The organism is Aestuariivivens marinum (genome assembly GCF_022662175.1).
In the GTDB taxonomy this organism is placed as follows: domain Bacteria; phylum Bacteroidota; class Bacteroidia; order Flavobacteriales; family Flavobacteriaceae; genus Aestuariivivens; species Aestuariivivens marinum.
Genome location: NZ_JAKMCR010000001.1, coordinates 603,651 through 621,023 on the forward strand (window position 1 = coordinate 603,651; position 17,373 = coordinate 621,023).

General features: G+C 32.9%; 13 protein-coding genes and 1 tRNA gene. 10 read left to right on the top strand and 4 right to left on the bottom strand.

What is annotated here, in order from left to right; genetic code table 11:
• Positions 1-566: 566 nt before the first annotated feature.
• Entirely contained in the window at positions 567-1,175 is a 609-nt protein-coding gene (locus tag MR053_RS02550; protein WP_223551764.1) for a superoxide dismutase, read from the bottom strand.
• Between the two features lie 124 nt (positions 1,176-1,299).
• Between MR053_RS02550 and MR053_RS02555 the strand changes: the two genes are divergently transcribed.
• The 4 genes from MR053_RS02555 (at position 1,300) to MR053_RS02570 (ending at position 9,737) form a co-directional block, all read left to right on the top strand.
• The gene (locus MR053_RS02555; protein WP_242130911.1) at positions 1,300-4,437 is read left to right on the top strand and encodes a UvrD-helicase domain-containing protein; all 3,138 of its coding nucleotides are present in this window, start codon (positions 1,300-1,302) and stop codon (positions 4,435-4,437) included.
• A 243-nt stretch (positions 4,438-4,680) separates the two neighbouring features.
• Positions 4,681-6,057, top strand: a complete 1,377-nt coding sequence (locus MR053_RS02560) for an OmpA family protein (protein ID WP_242130912.1) — start codon at positions 4,681-4,683, stop codon at positions 6,055-6,057.
• Between the two features lie 72 nt (positions 6,058-6,129).
• Positions 6,130-8,895 (top strand): PD-(D/E)XK nuclease family protein, encoded by a 2,766-nt coding sequence (locus MR053_RS02565; RefSeq protein ID WP_242130913.1) that lies wholly within the window; start codon positions 6,130-6,132, stop codon positions 8,893-8,895.
• 2 nt (positions 8,896-8,897) lie between these two features.
• On the top strand, positions 8,898-9,737 hold the full coding sequence (locus MR053_RS02570) for an alpha/beta hydrolase family protein (RefSeq protein WP_242131776.1): 840 nt from the start codon (positions 8,898-8,900) through the stop codon (positions 9,735-9,737).
• 128 nt (positions 9,738-9,865) lie between these two features.
• On the opposite strand, the gene MR053_RS02575 is transcribed toward MR053_RS02570, so the two are convergent.
• Positions 9,866-9,939, bottom strand: a tRNA-Ala gene (locus MR053_RS02575).
• A gap of 346 nt (positions 9,940-10,285) precedes the next feature.
• Positions 10,286-10,555: a hypothetical protein gene (locus MR053_RS02580; RefSeq protein ID WP_242130914.1), complete on the bottom strand. Its 270-nt coding sequence runs from the start codon at positions 10,553-10,555 to the stop codon at positions 10,286-10,288.
• Between the two features lie 539 nt (positions 10,556-11,094).
• Between MR053_RS02580 and MR053_RS02585 the strand changes: the two genes are divergently transcribed.
• The 3 genes from MR053_RS02585 (at position 11,095) to MR053_RS02595 (ending at position 14,060) form a co-directional block, all read left to right on the top strand.
• Positions 11,095-11,571, top strand: coding sequence for a nuclear transport factor 2 family protein (locus MR053_RS02585; RefSeq protein ID WP_242130915.1), 477 nt, complete (start codon positions 11,095-11,097; stop codon positions 11,569-11,571).
• Between the two features lie 111 nt (positions 11,572-11,682).
• Positions 11,683-12,435 (top strand): DUF6090 family protein, encoded by a 753-nt coding sequence (locus MR053_RS02590; protein WP_242130916.1) that lies wholly within the window; start codon positions 11,683-11,685, stop codon positions 12,433-12,435.
• 74 nt (positions 12,436-12,509) lie between these two features.
• Positions 12,510-14,060: a phospholipase D-like domain-containing protein gene (locus tag MR053_RS02595; protein ID WP_242130917.1), complete on the top strand. Its 1,551-nt coding sequence runs from the start codon at positions 12,510-12,512 to the stop codon at positions 14,058-14,060.
• 282 nt (positions 14,061-14,342) lie between these two features.
• Here the strand turns inward: MR053_RS02595 and MR053_RS02600 are convergent, their stop codons facing one another.
• Entirely contained in the window at positions 14,343-15,137 is a 795-nt protein-coding gene (locus MR053_RS02600; protein ID WP_242130918.1) for a universal stress protein, read from the bottom strand.
• Between the two features lie 90 nt (positions 15,138-15,227).
• Between MR053_RS02600 and MR053_RS02605 the strand changes: the two genes are divergently transcribed.
• The 3 genes from MR053_RS02605 to MR053_RS02615 are packed head-to-tail and all read left to right on the top strand — an operon-like array spanning position 15,228 to position 17,260.
• Positions 15,228-15,728, top strand: coding sequence for a GNAT family N-acetyltransferase (locus tag MR053_RS02605; RefSeq protein WP_242130919.1), 501 nt, complete (start codon positions 15,228-15,230; stop codon positions 15,726-15,728).
• Positions 15,725-17,059 (top strand): MATE family efflux transporter, encoded by a 1,335-nt coding sequence (locus tag MR053_RS02610; RefSeq protein ID WP_242130920.1) that lies wholly within the window; start codon positions 15,725-15,727, stop codon positions 17,057-17,059. Before MR053_RS02605 ends, MR053_RS02610 begins: the two co-directional genes overlap by 4 nt.
• A 24-nt stretch (positions 17,060-17,083) precedes the next feature.
• Positions 17,084-17,260, top strand: coding sequence for a hypothetical protein (locus MR053_RS02615; protein ID WP_223551774.1), 177 nt, complete (start codon positions 17,084-17,086; stop codon positions 17,258-17,260).
• Positions 17,261-17,373 lie beyond the last annotated feature (113 nt).

Below are 17,373 nucleotides of genomic sequence, written 5' to 3' on the forward strand. Positions count from 1 at the left end.
CTTTTAAGCCGATATATTTGTATTTCAACTAAAATATTTCTTGGTAGCAAAAGACTCCTATATATTCGATTCACCATAACATAAGTAGGTTAAGTTTATGGTAGATTTGGGGCTAAAAAGGTGAACTTTCGTTCGCCTTTTTTTTGTGCTTAATTTATTCATAAGTACATTTATTTAAATTAATCTGTTGTAAGGTGTTTAAAACCCTAAACCCCATTAAGCCAATATATTAGTAGTTTGCCTAAATTATTTTATTAAACTGTCGTTATGATGTAATTTTGTCGGTACCATAACATAAGTAGGTTAAGTTTATGGTAGATTTGGGGCAAAAAGGTGGACTCTCGTTCACCTTTTTCATTTTAATCCCCCGGAAGAAAGCCAAAAAATAGGCCCTGAAAAGTTTTTTCAGGTTCTTAAGAACTATAGATTTGAAAAAAATATGATACCTTAATAAAAAGGAAGCTGTCTTAATAGTTAAGACAGCCTCTTTTTTTGTTTAGACCCTTCGGCTCCGCTCGAAATAAGCGGCTCACACAATTTCACCATTGGAAAAATTGGTTCGCTGATTACTTTGCTTCAGCATAGCGTCTTTCCACTTCATTCCAATTAATCACATTAAAAAACGCTTTAATATAATCTGGACGACGGTTTTGGTAGTTTAAATAATAAGCATGTTCCCATACGTCTATACCTAAAATAGGTGTTCCACCACAACCAACACCTGGCATAAGTGGGTTATCTTGGTTTGGTGAAGAGCACACATCTACCTTACCTCCTTTATGCACACACAACCATGCCCAACCTGAACCAAAACGCGTTGCTGCAGCCTTGGAAAAGACATCCATGAAACCTTCTTTGGACCCAAAAGCTGCTTCAATAGCATCTTTTAACTCTCCCGAAAGATAGCCCTTACCTTCGGGGTTCATTACTGTCCAAAATAAAGAATGGTTGTAAAATCCACCTCCATTATTTCTTACTGCAGCATTACCCATATCTAAATTAGCAAGTATATCTTCAATAGATTTTCCTTCTAAGTCTGTTCCTGCAATAGCATTGTTCAAGTTGTTGGTATATCCCGCATGATGCTTTGAGTGGTGTATTTCCATTGTGCGGGCATCTATATGTGGTTCTAAAGCATCATATGCATATCCTAATTCCGGTAATTCAAAAGCCATAATTTTTTTGTTTTAAAATATTAGTATTTAATTTATTTCAAAATTACACATAAAACAGGTCAATTAAAAATAATAAATTGTTATCCAACCATTAATAGTTTTTATCTTTAATTAAATTTAATGAATGCAAAAAAACACCTCTTTTAAAGTTTATAATGCCTCTGCCGGTAGTGGCAAAACTTTTACACTTGTAAAAGAATATTTAAAAATACTATTTGGCTCCAAGGATTTATTTCTTTTTAAAAACATACTGGCCATAACCTTTACCAATAAGGCCGTAGCTGAAATGAAAGAGCGTATTATAGATACACTCAAACAATTTTCCAATAAGAGCATTATTAAAAGTCCCAATGACATGTTTCATGCGGTTTGCTGTGAATTGGGATTAGATCCGGAACAACTTCATATAAAATCACAAAAATTATTAAACACTATTGTACACAATTATGCTGCTTTTAACATTTCAACTATTGATGGTTTTACGCATAGATTAATACGGACCTTTGCATATGACTTAAAATTGCCTTTAAATTTTGAAGTGGAACTGGATCAAGAGTCTCTTTTAAATGAAGCTGTAAACAGTTTAATTAATAGTGCAGGAAACGATAAAGATCTTACAAAGGTATTGGTAGATTTTGCCATTGAAAAGGCTGATGACGATAAAAGCTGGGATATTACTTACGATTTTAATAAAATTGGAAAGCTTTTATTTAACGAAAATGATGCAATGTTAGTTAAAAACTTATCTAATAAAAGCTTGTCCGACTTTAAAGTTCTTAAGAAACATTTAATTAATTCAATAAAAGGCTTAGAGGAGCAAATTGTACAAAAATCAAATGCAACCTTAACCCTAATCACTGAAGCAGGTTTAGAATACAATGATTTTTCTTCAAGTTATCTTCCCAAACATTTTAATAATCTTAAAAATAAAAATTTCGATATTAATTTTAATGCTAAATGGCAAGAAGACCTAGATAGTAAGACCTTATACCCAAAACGTGTTATCAATGCTGTTGCTGTTATTATAGACGATATTCAATCTCAATTGGCAAATGCATTTTACGACACCAAACGAGATGTCTTTCAACTTAAATTTCTAATAGCTTTTTATAAAAACATAACACCTTTATCGGTGTTAAACGTTATCAACAAAGAATTAGAAAAACTTAAAGCGGAACAGAATAAGTTATTGATTTCTGAATTTAATAGTGTGGTAAGCAACCAGATTAAAGACCAGCCCACCCCTTTTATTTATGAACGATTAGGTGAGAAGTTAAAGTATTATTTTATTGATGAATTTCAAGATACCTCAATAATGCAATGGGAAAATTTAATTCCTCTTTTGGACAATTCATTATCCTCTGAAAATGGAAGCGCCATGATTGTTGGTGACGCCAAACAAGCTATTTATAGATGGCGTGGTGGGAAGGCAGAACAATTCATAGACTTATTTACTGTAAATTCTCAGCCTTTTCAGATAAAACAAGACGTTAATAATCTTGAATCTAATTATCGTAGCTCAAAAGAAATAATTGTTTTTAACAATGGATTTTTCAAGTTTTTATCAAACTCCGTTTTTAGCAACAATAATTATAAAAACCTATATGTAAACTCTCACCAAAACCCTACTAAAAAAGACATAGGGTATGTGGAATTATCATTTTTAAACATTGAAAAAGAAGATGATAAAAACGAATTATATGCTAATAAGACTTTACAAACCATTAGGCACTGTTTACAAAATGGGTATCAACTTAAAGATATTTGCATTTTAACACGCTTCAAAAAGGACGAAAAGAACTTGGCGTTATTTTTATCGGTTCAGGATGATATAGATGTCATTTCTGAAGATGGATTAATGCTTTCCAGTTCGGCTGAAGTTATTTTTATAAATAATGTGTTGGCACTTTTAACACAACCTCAAGACTACATAGTAAAAGTTGCCGTTTTAAATCATTTGGCCTGTTTATTTAATGAAGATGACAAACATGCCTTTTTTACAAAACATATAAACCTTTCACTTTCAAAATTCTTTAAAAGTATAGAAGTTTACGGTGTATCTATAAATTTTAATGAATTATTACAGCTTCCGCTATATGATTTGGTTGAAGCTATTGTTAGGGAATTTAAATTAATAACACATTCCAATGCCTATATACAATTTTATCTCGATTTGGTTTTGGAGTTTTCTCAAAAATATGGCTCCGATTTACAGTTATTTTTAGATTACTTCAATAAAAAGAAGGAAACCCTTTCCGTGGTCTCTCCTAAAGAAACTAATGCCATACAGATAATGACCATTCATAAATCTAAAGGCTTAGAGTTTCCCGTAGTAATTTTTCCTTATGCCGATTTAAACCTTTATTTGGAACGAGACCCACAAGAATGGTTTCCCTTAAATCCAGAAAAATACTTTGGCTTTACCCACGCCCTACTTAATTTTAATAAGGATTTTGAGCAATATGGCAGCACTGGTAAGGCCATATACAATAAACACAAAGCAGAGCAGGAGTTAGACAATATAAACCTTTTGTATGTGGCTTTAACACGTGCTAAAGAACAGCTCTATATCATTTCCAAAAATGATAGTGCTTTAAATGAAGAAAGTAAGAATAAAAAATACTCAGGTATGTTTATCCATTATTTACAGCACCTTAATGTATGGAAAAACTCCCAATTAACATATAGCTTTGGAAATCCTGTAAGAGAACACAAAAAGAGCATATTACCAAAACGACCCAAAGCTGCTTTAGAATTTATTTCAACAAACAAAAAAGACCATAACATAAAAATTGTTACAAAATCAGGTCTTTTATGGGATACACATCAAGAAAAAGCAATAGAAAAAGGAAATTTAATACACGAAATAATGTCCCAAATATATACAAAAGATGATACTGATATTATAATTGAAAACTATATCAGTCAAGGAATTATAAACAACCAACAAGCTAAATCCTTAAAAACAAACGTTTTAAATATAGTACAACATCCCATATTAAGCACCTATTACGGTGAGAATCAAACCATTTATAATGAACAAGATATTATTACCAATCAAAATATTGTTCTTAGGCCAGATCGTGTCGTAATAAACTCTAACAACGAAGCTGTAATTATTGATTATAAGACTGGGGCATCGGACAAATTGCACAAGCAGCAATTACAACTTTATCAAGATCTGTTAGAAAACATGGGGTATAGCGTTATGGGTAAGTTTTTGGTTTATATAAATAAAAACATTTCTATTGAAAAGGTATAAAATACAACAACCATTATATTGCATAACTTTATTGAAAGCTTTTTTATACAAAAAAAACTTTATTTTTTTACAATTACAACGTCCAATCCATGTATTTAATCGTATTTTAGTAGTATATAAGTTAAATTTATAATCATTATGGATTAATCGAATCTTTAATATTTTTATATATTTGTCTTTGTTAATAAATATTAACAACTTACTTTTGTTTACGATTAACACTTAAAAATTAAACTTTTGAATATGAAAAATCTTAGCAGATTGTTATTCGCAATGTTGCTTGTACTTGGGTATAGCAACGTAAATGCGCAAGACAAAAACAACCCATGGCAAATTAATATTGGTGCAAACGCAGTAGACGCTTACCCATCTGGAGATGGCGCCCCTTTTAGTGAGACTATTTTTAGTAAGTACTTTGATGTAGACAACTACAACATCTTACCGTCCCTATCTACAGTTTCTGTTTCTAAATATTTATCAGACGGCTTTTCTTTTGGAGTTGCTGGTTCAATAAATAAAATTGAAAATTGGGGAGAAGATGCTAACGGAGACGCTATGTCTGTAGATGATTTATCTTACTATGCCGTTGACGGAACTATTAAATATAGTCTAGGTCAAGCCTTTGATTGGAACACTTTTGAGCCTTATATAGGTGTAGGTGGTGGTTACACTTGGGTTGACGAAATTGGTGCTGGTACTTTAAACGGTACTTTAGGTTTCAATCTATGGTTTAGTGAAAATGTTGGTTTAACTATCCAGTCTGCATATAAACATGCTTTTGAAGACTATTTACAAACCCATTTCCAACATACTGCTGGTATCGCTATTAAATTTGGAGGAACAGACACAGACGGTGATGGCATCTACGATAAGGATGATGCTTGTCCAGATGTTGCTGGTCTAGAAGCTTTCAATGGTTGTCCAGATTCTGACGGTGATGGTATTGAAGATTCTAAAGACGATTGTCCTAACGAAGCTGGTGCTGCTGAATTTAATGGTTGCCCAGATTCTGATGGCGATGGTGTTGCTGACAAAGATGACAATTGTCCTTCTGTTGCTGGTTTAAAAGCTTTAGCTGGATGTCCAGATGCTGATGGTGACGGTGTAACTGATGGTGACGATGCTTGTCCTAACACTGCTGGCCCTGCTGCTAACAAAGGTTGCCCATGGCCAGATACCGATGGTGATGGTGTATTAGACAAAGACGATAAGTGTCCAGACGTAAAAGGTACTGTAGCTAATAATGGTTGTCCTGAAGTTACTGCTGAAATTCAAAAAACATTGAATGAGTACGCTAAAACCATTTTATTCGACCTTGGTAAATCTTCTATCAAATCACAATCTGAAACTGTATTAAAAGACATTATCGGTATCCTTAATGAATACCCAACAGCTAAATTTACAGTTGAAGGCCATACAGATAGTACTGGTAGCGAGAAACTTAACCAGTCTTTATCTGAAGCCAGAGCCCTTTCTGTAAAAGATTACTTAGTTAAAAATGGTATAGATGAATTTAGATTATCTGCACTTGGTTACGGAGAGTCTAAACCAATCGATACAAACAAAACTAGAGCTGGTAGAGCCAATAACAGACGTGTTGAAATTAATTTAGCTAAATAATTAATAGCTAAATCAACATAAAATAAGTAGAAAAACGCTTCGGATTTCCGAAGCGTTTTTTATTTTTATATAATGAGGACATTTATTTTTGATGTTTTAACAGACTTAAAAGAAAAACAAACAAATCTCACCGAAACCACTTTTATCTTACCAAGTAAAAGAGCAGGGCTTTTTTTAAAACATCAACTCCACAAATTTATTAATCGACCTATATTTTCTCCAAAAATATTGAGTATAGAAGAATTTGTAGAAGACTTATCAGCATTAAAAAAAATCCCAAACACAGAACTTCTTTTTCTGTTTTATAATAGCTATAAACAATTAACGCCAAAAGAAGACTTAGAGTCGTTTGAATCTTTCACTAAATGGGGACAGCTTTTATTACAGGATTTTAACGAAATTGATCGTTATTTAATTCTGCAGGAAAAAATATTCAACTACTTAAGTGCTATTAAAGAAGTTGAGCATCAACATTGGTCTTTAGAAACACCTCAAACCGATTTCATCAAAAAATACCTGTCTTTTTGGAATAAACTCAATAGTTATTACAACGATTTTACTCAATCTATGTTAGATGAAAATTCAGGATATCAAGGATTAATGTATCGCAAAGCTGTTGAAAATCTAAATGCATACATTCAAAATAATGGAAACAAAAGCCATGTGTTTTTAGGATTTAATGCACTTAACACAGCAGAAAAAAAAATAATTGAAGAATTACTGGAACATAATTTAGCTCAAATCTATTGGGACATAGACGCCACTTTTATTGAAAACAGGATACACGATGCAGGATTTTTTACAAGGCAACATAAAACGAAATGGAATTACTTTTCACATCACCCCTTTAACTGGATAACCAGCCATTATAGTAAACCAAAGAACATATCCATATATGGCATTCCAAAACAAGTTGGCCAGGCCAAATATATTGGCAACATTCTTAAGGATCTCCAAGAAGAAAATCCTTCTTTTCAAAATACAGCCATTGTTTTAGGAGATGAAAACCTATTAATTCCAGTGTTAAATTCTTTACCTAAAAATATTGGTGCATTAAACATTACTATGGGATTGCCATTAAAGTCCGTTCCTTTAGCCTCTTTATTTCAAACCTTATTAGAAATCCATAAAAAGGATTCCAAAACATTTTATTTTAAGGATCTTATTAAAATACTATCCCACCAATTTATTAGGCCTTTGTTTATAGTTGAAGGTGTAGATCATGCCTTGAGCATCATTAATACCATTAACAATACTAATTTGGTATATGTTACTCTTACAAAATTAAAGGAGATGGTTACAGAGTGTCATGAGTTATTGGATATTCTTTTCTTGGATTGGGACACATCCATTGAACAAGTAATTGAAAACTGCACCGCTTTAATTCTATTATTAAAAACACACCTAGACAAAAACAAATCATCAAACCTCCTTGCTTTAGAATATCTATTCCGTTTTAACACCCTATTTAATGAACTTTCTAGGCTTAATACAACATATCACCACATTAAAGATGTTTCAGCCTTATATGGGGTCTATAAAGAAATTTTAGCTTCTGAAACTTTAGATTTTCAAGGAGAACCATTACAGGGCTTGCAAATTATGGGTATGCTGGAATCACGGGTATTGGATTTTGAAACGGTTATTATTTCATCTGTAAATGAAGGCCTATTACCAGCAGGTAAATCCAACAACTCATTTATTCCCTTCGATGTTAAATTGGAAAACAATCTACCCACCTTTAAAGAGAAGGATGCCGTTTACACCTATCACTTTTATAGACTGTTACAGCGTGCAAAGAATGTTTACATCTTGTACAACACCGAAGCTGATGTGCTGGTCGGCGGCGAAAAAAGTCGTTTTATTACCCAATTGGAAATAGAAAACATTCACAACATCAATCATAATATTATTGCTCCAGAGGTACCAATAATTAAATCTTTGCCGAATAGCATACAAAAAACCAGCGATGTTATAACTACTTTAAAATCTATTGCAGAAAAAGGGTTTTCACCATCATCGCTAACAAATTACATAAGAAATCCAATAGACTTCTATTATGAAAAAGTACTTGGTATAAAAGAGCTCGAAGACGTTGAAGAAACCGTTGCAGCAAACACTTTGGGAACGGTAGTACACAATACTTTGGAAGCGTTTTATAAGCCATTAGAGGGACAATTTCTAACACCTGAAATCATCAAAGCTCATAAATCCAATATTTCCAAAACAGTTACACTTCATTTTAAGAAGGAATATAAAGCTGGTGATATTACAAAGGGCAAAAACTTAATCATCTTTGAAATTGCCAAACGTTATGTTGCGAATTTTTTAGACTTGGAATTAAAACAACTGGAAGCTGGAAACACCATAAAGATTTTAGCTATCGAAGTCAATAATGTAGTCCCCATTAATATTCCAGAGTTAGGATTTCCTATTAACTTAACTGGCAAAGTTGATCGAGTAGATGAATACAATGGTATGGTAAGGCTTATAGATTATAAAACGGGAAACGTTCAGCAAAATAAGGTAGAAATTGTCGATTGGGAAGATCTTACTACAGACTATACTAAATACAGTAAGAGCTTCCAAGTACTTACCTATTCTTATATGATGTCACAATCTAACCATATAAAATTACCAATAGAAGCTGGAATTATATCGTTTAAGAACTTAAATTCAGGATTTATTAAGTTTACAAAAAAAGATAAAGCAGGTTATGGAGCTAGAAAAGAGGCTTTAATTACTCAAGAAACCCTCTCCCATTTTGAAACTGAACTTAAAAAACTGATTGTTGAAATCTGTAACCCCACTATTGATTTTGTTGAAAAAGAAGTTTAATGATGACCATCCAAAAAAACATAATTATTGAAGGCAAACACAACAAACCCATATTGGTCGATGTTTTTTATACTGAAGACAACTCACCAAAACCTATAGTCATATTTTGTCATGGCTATAAAGGGTTTAAGGATTGGGGTGCTTGGAATTTAATGGCCAATGCATTTGCCAAAGCGGGTTTTTGTTTTATAAAATTCAATTTCTCACACAATGGCGGCACAGTAGAACAACCTATAGATTTCCCCGATTTGGATGCTTTCGGCAAAAATAATTATACTAAAGAACTGGACGACCTAGAAACCGTAATTGATTGGTGTTTTAATAGTGACCCTATAAAAACCGAAGGCGACTTAAAAAACATTAGCTTAATTGGGCACAGTCGGGGCGGGGGCATTGTGACCATAAAAGCTCAGGAAGATCCACGCATAAAAAAAGTGATAAGCCTGGCAGGAGTTTGTGATTTTGGAAAACGAACAGCCACAACAGGTGATGTACAACAGTGGAAAAAAGATGGGGTTAAATATGTTTTAAACGGACGCACGAAACAACAAATGCCCCATTACTATCAGTTTTATGAAGATTTTATTGCCAACGAAGAGCGATTGACCATTAAACGTGCCGTTTCACAATTTAAGGTACCATATTTAATTATTCATGGAGACGCAGATATCAGTGTGCTTATTGATGAAGCTTACCAGCTCCATAAATGGAACAACAATAGTGAATTACATATTGTTGAGGGAGCCAATCATGTTTTTGGGGCTCATCATCCATGGTTGGAAAAGAAAATGCCCACTTTGTTGCAAACTGCAACCTATAAAATCATTAACTTTTTAAAATAAAAAAGACCTCCAATTCCTCGAAAGCTTTTCTATTGCTGTGGAGAAGATTGAGCTCCCTTCGGCTCTGCTCAGGACAGGCTTCTCGCCCGAAACAAAACAAAAATCCACCGCAGATGCGGTGGATTATGTGGAGAAGATCGGGCTCGAACCGACGACCTCTTGACTGCCAGTCAAGCGCTCTAGCCAACTGAGCTACATCCCCAATTATAGTATTTATAGTGTTTACAAGGCTTTTGCCGATTTTAAGCAAACTTGCATTTCACAGCAAAAGTATGCAAATGTATACATTTTAATGCAAAAACCCACCACCAAAACCCACCACCAATTTAATTTTTTTTTTGCCGAATAAGAAAGGTAGATTTTGAAGGTACTATTTTATTCATGTAAAGCTAATTGTACCAATTGTCAACCGAGTATTTCACAGTTTCTACAAACAGGCATTTCCAAACGTTGAACCAAAAAAGTTCAAGGTCTTAAGGAAAGCCTATTTATCCTATTTGAAAAAATCACATCTGTGATTGTAATATATGTGTGGGTAACTAAAATAGCTATTTAAAAACCCTTTTTATTATGGCAATGAGTGCGGCTATGGCTATAGCCAAAAGAGCTACTCCAACAATACAATAGGAAATAACAGTTAGCCAACCTTGGATGGCAACTAATGTTGGATGGTTTGGAGTTGTTCCTTCAATAATTTGCGTGATTCCTTCAACTAAGTGTGCAAAACCAAAAATTAGGGGAATCTGACAAGCAACAACTGAAATGATTATAATAACAACATTCCACAGAATAGGCACTTTTAAGAATGGATTTTTCATTACCATTTAATTTTATATTTAGCATCTTTTTATACATAATTTAATCATTAAACCTTATATCGCTCTACTTTTATTGTAACTTCCATTTTTACCATGATTGTTATATTTATAATCATCATTGCTTTTGGAACATGTAAACATGGTCACTGTCAGTATCGACATAAAAACCATTTATAGTTTAATGTTAAAAGATATTATTTGAGAAATTATCAGGAAATGATATTGGTCAGTACAGGAGTTAATTTAGTTTGGAATTATTTATGCATCATATAATTACATCTGTGATTGTGTGATGTGGAGAATCTATTGTTAGTTAGTAACTACTTTTATTAAAAAAAACCACCACCATAGCCCACCTCAAATTAAATTTTTATATGGTCCACAGCTAAATTTATTATGATAATTAGTCTGTAGGACTTATCTTTAAAGTTCTATAGATAAACACCTATTTTGGTGTATGTATAATAAACATAAACACAATGTGTTTATACAGTTGTTGGGCATAACAGAGTATGAATTACAAAACAAATATTTAAAATATGAACACTAAAAATTTACCATTTATTGCTTTATCAATTTTGTTTCTTTTGTTTTCATGTACTACTAAAGTTGACTCGGATAATGAAAAAACAGATGTAATAGAAGCCATTAATCAATTATATCGGTCCTTTGAAAATAAGGATATTGACCTTATGTCAGAAATTATGGCTCATGACGAAAGTATGCTTAGTTTTGGTACTGGTATTTCCGACCTTCACAATAGTTGGTCTGAATGGAGAAAAAATCACATAGCTCAATTTGAAGGATTTGATAAGGCCGAAATCTATTCCAAAAAAATGAATATCTATCTGAGTCAGAATTGTGATGTTGCTTGGTTTGCAGATGTCAATGATTGGATATTAGTTATTGATAATGAAAATATACAATTGAGTGATATTAGAATTACAGGTGTACTTGAAAAAAGAAATAATTCTTGGAAAATTGTTCAAATCCATGCTTCAGTTCCTCAGAACTAATCTGAATAAAAACGACTATGTCCATTACTGTGTAAAACGTCCATCCGCCCTTTGAGAGTATACGGCGTTTACCCTTGACCGTTGTGCTTCATTAAAACCATTCAATGACCAATGATAAAATTCTTTAGAAAAATTAGACAAAAACTACTCTCCAAAAATAAATTCAGCAAATACCTTGTTTATGCCATTGGAGAAATTATACTCGTTGTAATAGGAATTTTGATTGCCCTTCAAATCAATAATTGGAATGAAAACAGAAAAAAAAATAAAGAGGAACAACATTATTTAAATGATCTTAAAACAGAATTCTCAAGAAACCTAATGACATTAGAGCATTTAATAAAGAATAGTGATTTTTATTTCGAAAATGCCTTAAAGCTTGCCAATTACACATTAACAGATTCACTAAACCTTTCTGAACCTGAATTAAACTACCTGCTGTTTAATAGCATAATTCCTGAAGTTCAATACAGACCTGCCCCTGGCACACTAAACGAAATTCTGAACTCGGGAAAATTGGAGATAATTACCAATAGCGAATTAAGGTCTAAATTATCTTCTTGGAATGGAATTCTATTAAAAGTCCGTTTTCAAGAAGAAGAGCATGCCTATACCAGATTAAAAATTTTGGATATGATTTACACCCAAGGAGAATTTCGAAATGGCTATATAGATACTAATTTCAAGAAATTTGGTTTAATGCCTAGAAACACAGAATCTTCAAACATACAATTACTGAATAAGCAGGAATTTGATAATTTAATTTCTGTCTTTTATTTGACTGGAAAATATCTAAATGAAAATTATTATGGTGAGCTCAAACTTAATATTGCAGAGATAATAGATTTGATTGATAAAGGATAAAAACATGTATAATTATTTTGGTTGAATTTTAATTATTAACTTTAGCAATATTGTCAGGACAATACATATTAAATATGAAAAATTGCATTGAATCAATCATGAAATTGAGCACTTACTATATGATTGGTTTGATTACATTGGCTTCTTGTATTTCAAAGAATAACGAATATCAAGAAACAGACTTTTGTACTAGTATTCACCGAAATGACACGTTATCACTTTCCAATGAACTTGAAGATATAAAGGGACAAATGGATACCCTTACGGGCGTTTACGTCCTAGAAGATGGTAGTGGCTCTATGGTGGCCAGGGCATGGTTAAGTGAATATGCCGAAAAGACCATAGATGTTCAATATTTTATTTTTTCAATGGACAATGTTGGACTTATTGCTTGTGACTATTTGATAAGAGCGGCTGATCGAGGGGTTCAAGTTAGAATTCTTGTTGATGATATAATGGTTGATGCTGACATTCAAGATATATTAATGTTTAATTCTCACGAAAATATTACAGTCAAAATTTATAATCCAGGGGTCAATTTGGGCAAGAACATTTTTAGTAAGATCAAGAAATTTACATCAGATTTTCGATCTGCCAATCAACGGATGCATAACAAAACCTTTATTGTAGATGGTAAAATAGTAATAACTGGTGGTCGGAATATTGCTGATGAATATTTTGACTATGATCACGAATATAATTTTCGGGATAGGGATATTCTATTGTTTGGTAAGGTATCAAAAGAAGTGAATACATCCTTCGATGAATTTTGGAGTAGCTCATTAAGTATAAATGTAAAAGATATTATAAACGAAGATCCGGGTATAGTCTATCCCAAAAATAGATTTGATAAGCTTCATGAATATGCCTGTAATCCAGATAACTTTTGGCCACAAGTGAGAGAACGTATAGCGAATTTACCAGCTGCATTCAATAAAATAAAGAACTCTGGCGAGCTGGTTTGGCTGGATGATGTCGAGTTTATTTCAGACATACCAGGTAAAAACGATGGCACTTATGGTCTAGGAGGAGGTGGAGTTTCAACTAATGCCTTAATTGATCTTATTAAAAATGCCAAATCATCTATTGATATTCAGACACCTTATCTAATTACAACTGAGCTAAGTCGAAATTTATTCAAAGAAGCAGTAGAACGTGGAGTGAAAATTAGAATACTCACTAACAGTCTTGCTTCAACAGATAATGTTGAGGCTTTCGGTGGCTATCAAAGTGACAGAGAAAAATTACTGAGGACAGGTGTTCGCATATATGAATATCGTCCTGATGCTTTAGAACGAACTAGAATAATGACCAGTGAGCTACAAGAAACGTTGCACTATAAACCAATATTTGGACTTCATGCAAAATCAATGGTTATTGATAAAAAAACAACTGTTATAGGAACATTTAATCTGGATCCTAGAAGTGCCAATTTGAACACGGAGTGCATTGTTATTATTAAATCAGATAAAATTTCAAAAGGAGTATTAGTTGGAATGGAAGAAGAATTCCAACCTGAAAACTCTTGGGAAACAACATTAGACTACAATCCTGATTTCGAAGTCAATAAGATTAAACGGTTAAAAACTTGGACCAGAAAAATTATTCCTAAAGACATTTTGTAAGTAAATGACACGGTTGCTAACACAACCTAAACTACTTTAAAACGTAGTTTAGCCTAACCGTTCTACTTCAATTATGATTCGTCCTGAATAAAGTCTACATAATTTTAACATTATACGCAAAAATGACAAAGTGATTAGATGTTAAATCGAATCGTTTAAATTGAAGATTTTAGACAAACTTACAACCGAAAAACTTAACAAAAGAAAAAAATTACGCATATCGCACAGCTACAAAAAGAGGTTTAAAAGTTTAAAAACTAAAGAACCCTCCCCTAGAAGAAATTATTTCATCCCACTTAACACCAAAACAGGGATGGTACTGTGAAAGGCTTTCTTAAGAATGGTATTCTTTTCCCATTTTTTTGTAAAAAATCCGCGTTTTCTTCTTACCACGCATAACATATCGGGGTTGTGTGATTCGTAATGACGTAATACCCCATGAAATGTGGTCGCATTTTCAGTTTTAGTAATATTGTTCACTAGCGATTTTAAATCATTATTTACGTTAAAATCTCCTTCCTTATAATATGGTGTTTTTACCAATAGTAAATCTACTACTGCATTAAAACGTGTTTTAATATCCTTTAAAGGATTAAGCACACCTTTTTTTTTAATAATAGCCGATTTTATAGCCATTAAAATGTTGGTAGGTTGTGAAAAGCTATAGCCCTCTGGAACAATAAGTGCCGGAACTTGCATTTGCTTTATAATCTTTCCCGAAGTTTTGCCTAAAAACACTTCATCTCTAATAGAATTAGTCCTGGGTTCAATTAAAACTAAATCAACTTCTGCAGCCTTACAGGCCAACTCCAAAGTATCGATTAATTTTCCTTTTAAGGTTTTAACAATAACCTCAACACCTTTAGTCTCAATTTTCGATACCAAATTATTTAAAAACTCTAAACTTTCACGTTCTATAATATGATCCACCTTAATCATTGTACCCGCTTTGGTATATACATTATATACTTGTACCACAAAAAGTTTTGCGCCAAAAAACTTGGCAAAATCTACAGCATATTGTAAATGGCTTAATGCATTTTTAGAAGAGCCAACAGGAACTAAAATGTTTTTCATTTAGGTTTATTTAGTGTTTTTAAATTATTCACCAAAAATTATTTAAAAAAGCCTAATTTGGTGAACTATAATGCAAAAGTATAAATTAAAATGATTCGCAAGGGGACCATTAAAGATATAGATAATATCTTATTGATAACAAAAGCCTGTGCATTAAACATGATTGCCAAACGTATATTTCAATGGAATGATACCTACCCCAATAAAGCTGCTTTTGTTAAAGATGTTCAACGGGGTGAATTATATATACTGGAAATAGAAAATACCTCTGTTGGATGCATTAGCGTTTCAACGTTTATGGACAAAGAATACATTTCTGTTCCATGGTTAACAGAACATAAAAACAACATCTATATTCACCGCTTGGCGGTTCATCCCAACCATCAGGGCAAAGGTTATGCTCAACAACTTATGGCGTATGCAGAAGCTTATGCCATAAAAAATAACTATACGTCCATAAGATTAGACACGTTTTCACAAAACCCCAGAAACTTAAAATTTTACGAACTTCGCGGCTATAAAAAAATAGGGGACATTTACTTTCCGAAACAAAGTGAATTTCCATTCTATTGTTACGAATTGGTCTTGTGAATACACACATAAACTTTAAATACATTAATAAACTGGCCATTCCAGCTTTAATATCTGGTGTGTCCGAACCCATTTTATCACTTACCGATGCCGCTATTGTTGGTAACATAGGTGTTAATGCCACAGAGTCCCTCGCTGCTGTCGGCATTGTAACCACCTTTATTTCCATGCTTATTTGGGTCTTGGGGCAAACACGAAGTGCTATATCTTCTATTGTGTCCCAATATGTTGGCGCTAACAAATTAGAGCAGATTAAAAACCTCCCTGCGCAAGCCATTTTTATTGTTACTTCTTTAAGTTTGATTATAATTGCTACAACTTACCCTTTAGCAAGAGAAATTTTTAAACTCTACAATGCATCTCATTTAATTTTGGATTATTCGGTGACATATTATAAAATACGTGTGCTCGGGTTTCCGTTTACCTTGTTTACCTTTGCTATTTTTGGTGCGTTCCGTGGCTTACAAAACACCTATTACCCCATGGTTATTGCGCTTATTGGAACAATTACCAATATTGTATTGGATGTTATTTTGGTGTATGGCATAGATGGTTATATCCCCGCCATGAACATTAAAGGTGCTGCCTATGCCAGTGTAATAGCCCAACTGGTTATGGCAGTAGTTGCCACTTACTACTTGTTGAAAAAAACCCATATTCCCTTAATACCAAGGTTTCCTTTTCATCATGAAATAAAGCGGTTTGTTTTAATGATTCTTAATCTGTTTGTTAGGACCATAGCCCTAAACGTTACCCTTTATTATGCCAGTGCCTTTGCCACCAGTTACGGTGCAGAATATATTGCTGCCTATACCATTGCTATAAACCTATGGTTTTTGGGGGCGTTTATTATAGATGGGTATGCTAGTGCTGGTAATATTCTATCGGGAAAATTATTTGGTGCAAAAGCATATAAAATGCTTATAGCACTAAGCAACAAGCTTATTAAATATGGTGTTATTGTTGGCATTGGTTTAGGGTGTATTGGAGCTTTAATTTATTATCCTATCGGGAAAATTTTCACCAAAGACCCTGCTGTTTTAACGGCATTTTACAATATTTTTTGGTTGGTACTACTCATGCAACCCTTCTGTACATTGGCTTTTATTTTTGATGGCATCTTTAAAGGACTTGGTAAAATGAAATATTTACGAAATGTATTGTTGTTTTCTACCTTTATAATATTTCTACCCGTATTGTTCTTTCTTCATAATTTAGATTATAAACTCTATGCTATTTTCGTTGCCATTATGCTATGGATTATTGCGCGAGGAGTCCCTCTAATCATAAAATTCAGAAAAACGTTTATACCACTTTCACAAAACCCTTAACTTTGTAACATAAATAATAAGGTTATGTCAATACTATTAACCCTAATTCAGCAGGTAAATATTGAAGAGAAAATTAAAAATGCACCAGACAAAAATTATGAAATAGGGGTGTTTATTGGCTCTATGTTGCCTTTTGTGGTATTGGTCATATTTGCCTATGCATTATACAGATATAACAAAAAGCGAATTAACAAAGAATAATTTATGGATATCATGTCCTTTTTAAGCGGAAACGGTTTATTTCTTTTACTGGCTTTGGTTTTAATTATTGTTTACGTCGTAAACCGAAGAAAACGAAAGTAGGTTTTTTGTTT

Coding starts and splice junctions, on each gene's coding strand:
- MR053_RS02600 (WP_242130918.1), bottom strand. CDS start 15,137: ATGAAAAACATTTTAGTTCCTGTTGGCTCTTCTAAAAATGCATTAAGC.
- MR053_RS02595 (WP_242130917.1), top strand. CDS start 12,510: ATGAAAAATTGCATTGAATCAATCATGAAATTGAGCACTTACTATATG.
- MR053_RS02615 (WP_223551774.1), top strand. CDS start 17,084: ATGTCAATACTATTAACCCTAATTCAGCAGGTAAATATTGAAGAGAAA.
- MR053_RS02555 (WP_242130911.1), top strand. CDS start 1,300: ATGCAAAAAAACACCTCTTTTAAAGTTTATAATGCCTCTGCCGGTAGT.
- MR053_RS02590 (WP_242130916.1), top strand. CDS start 11,683: ATGATAAAATTCTTTAGAAAAATTAGACAAAAACTACTCTCCAAAAAT.
- MR053_RS02570 (WP_242131776.1), top strand. CDS start 8,898: ATGACCATCCAAAAAAACATAATTATTGAAGGCAAACACAACAAACCC.
- MR053_RS02585 (WP_242130915.1), top strand. CDS start 11,095: ATGAACACTAAAAATTTACCATTTATTGCTTTATCAATTTTGTTTCTT.
- MR053_RS02605 (WP_242130919.1), top strand. CDS start 15,228: ATGATTCGCAAGGGGACCATTAAAGATATAGATAATATCTTATTGATA.
- MR053_RS02550 (WP_223551764.1), bottom strand. CDS start 1,175: ATGGCTTTTGAATTACCGGAATTAGGATATGCATATGATGCTTTAGAA.
- MR053_RS02560 (WP_242130912.1), top strand. CDS start 4,681: ATGAAAAATCTTAGCAGATTGTTATTCGCAATGTTGCTTGTACTTGGG.
- MR053_RS02565 (WP_242130913.1), top strand. CDS start 6,130: ATGAGGACATTTATTTTTGATGTTTTAACAGACTTAAAAGAAAAACAA.
- MR053_RS02580 (WP_242130914.1), bottom strand. CDS start 10,555: ATGAAAAATCCATTCTTAAAAGTGCCTATTCTGTGGAATGTTGTTATT.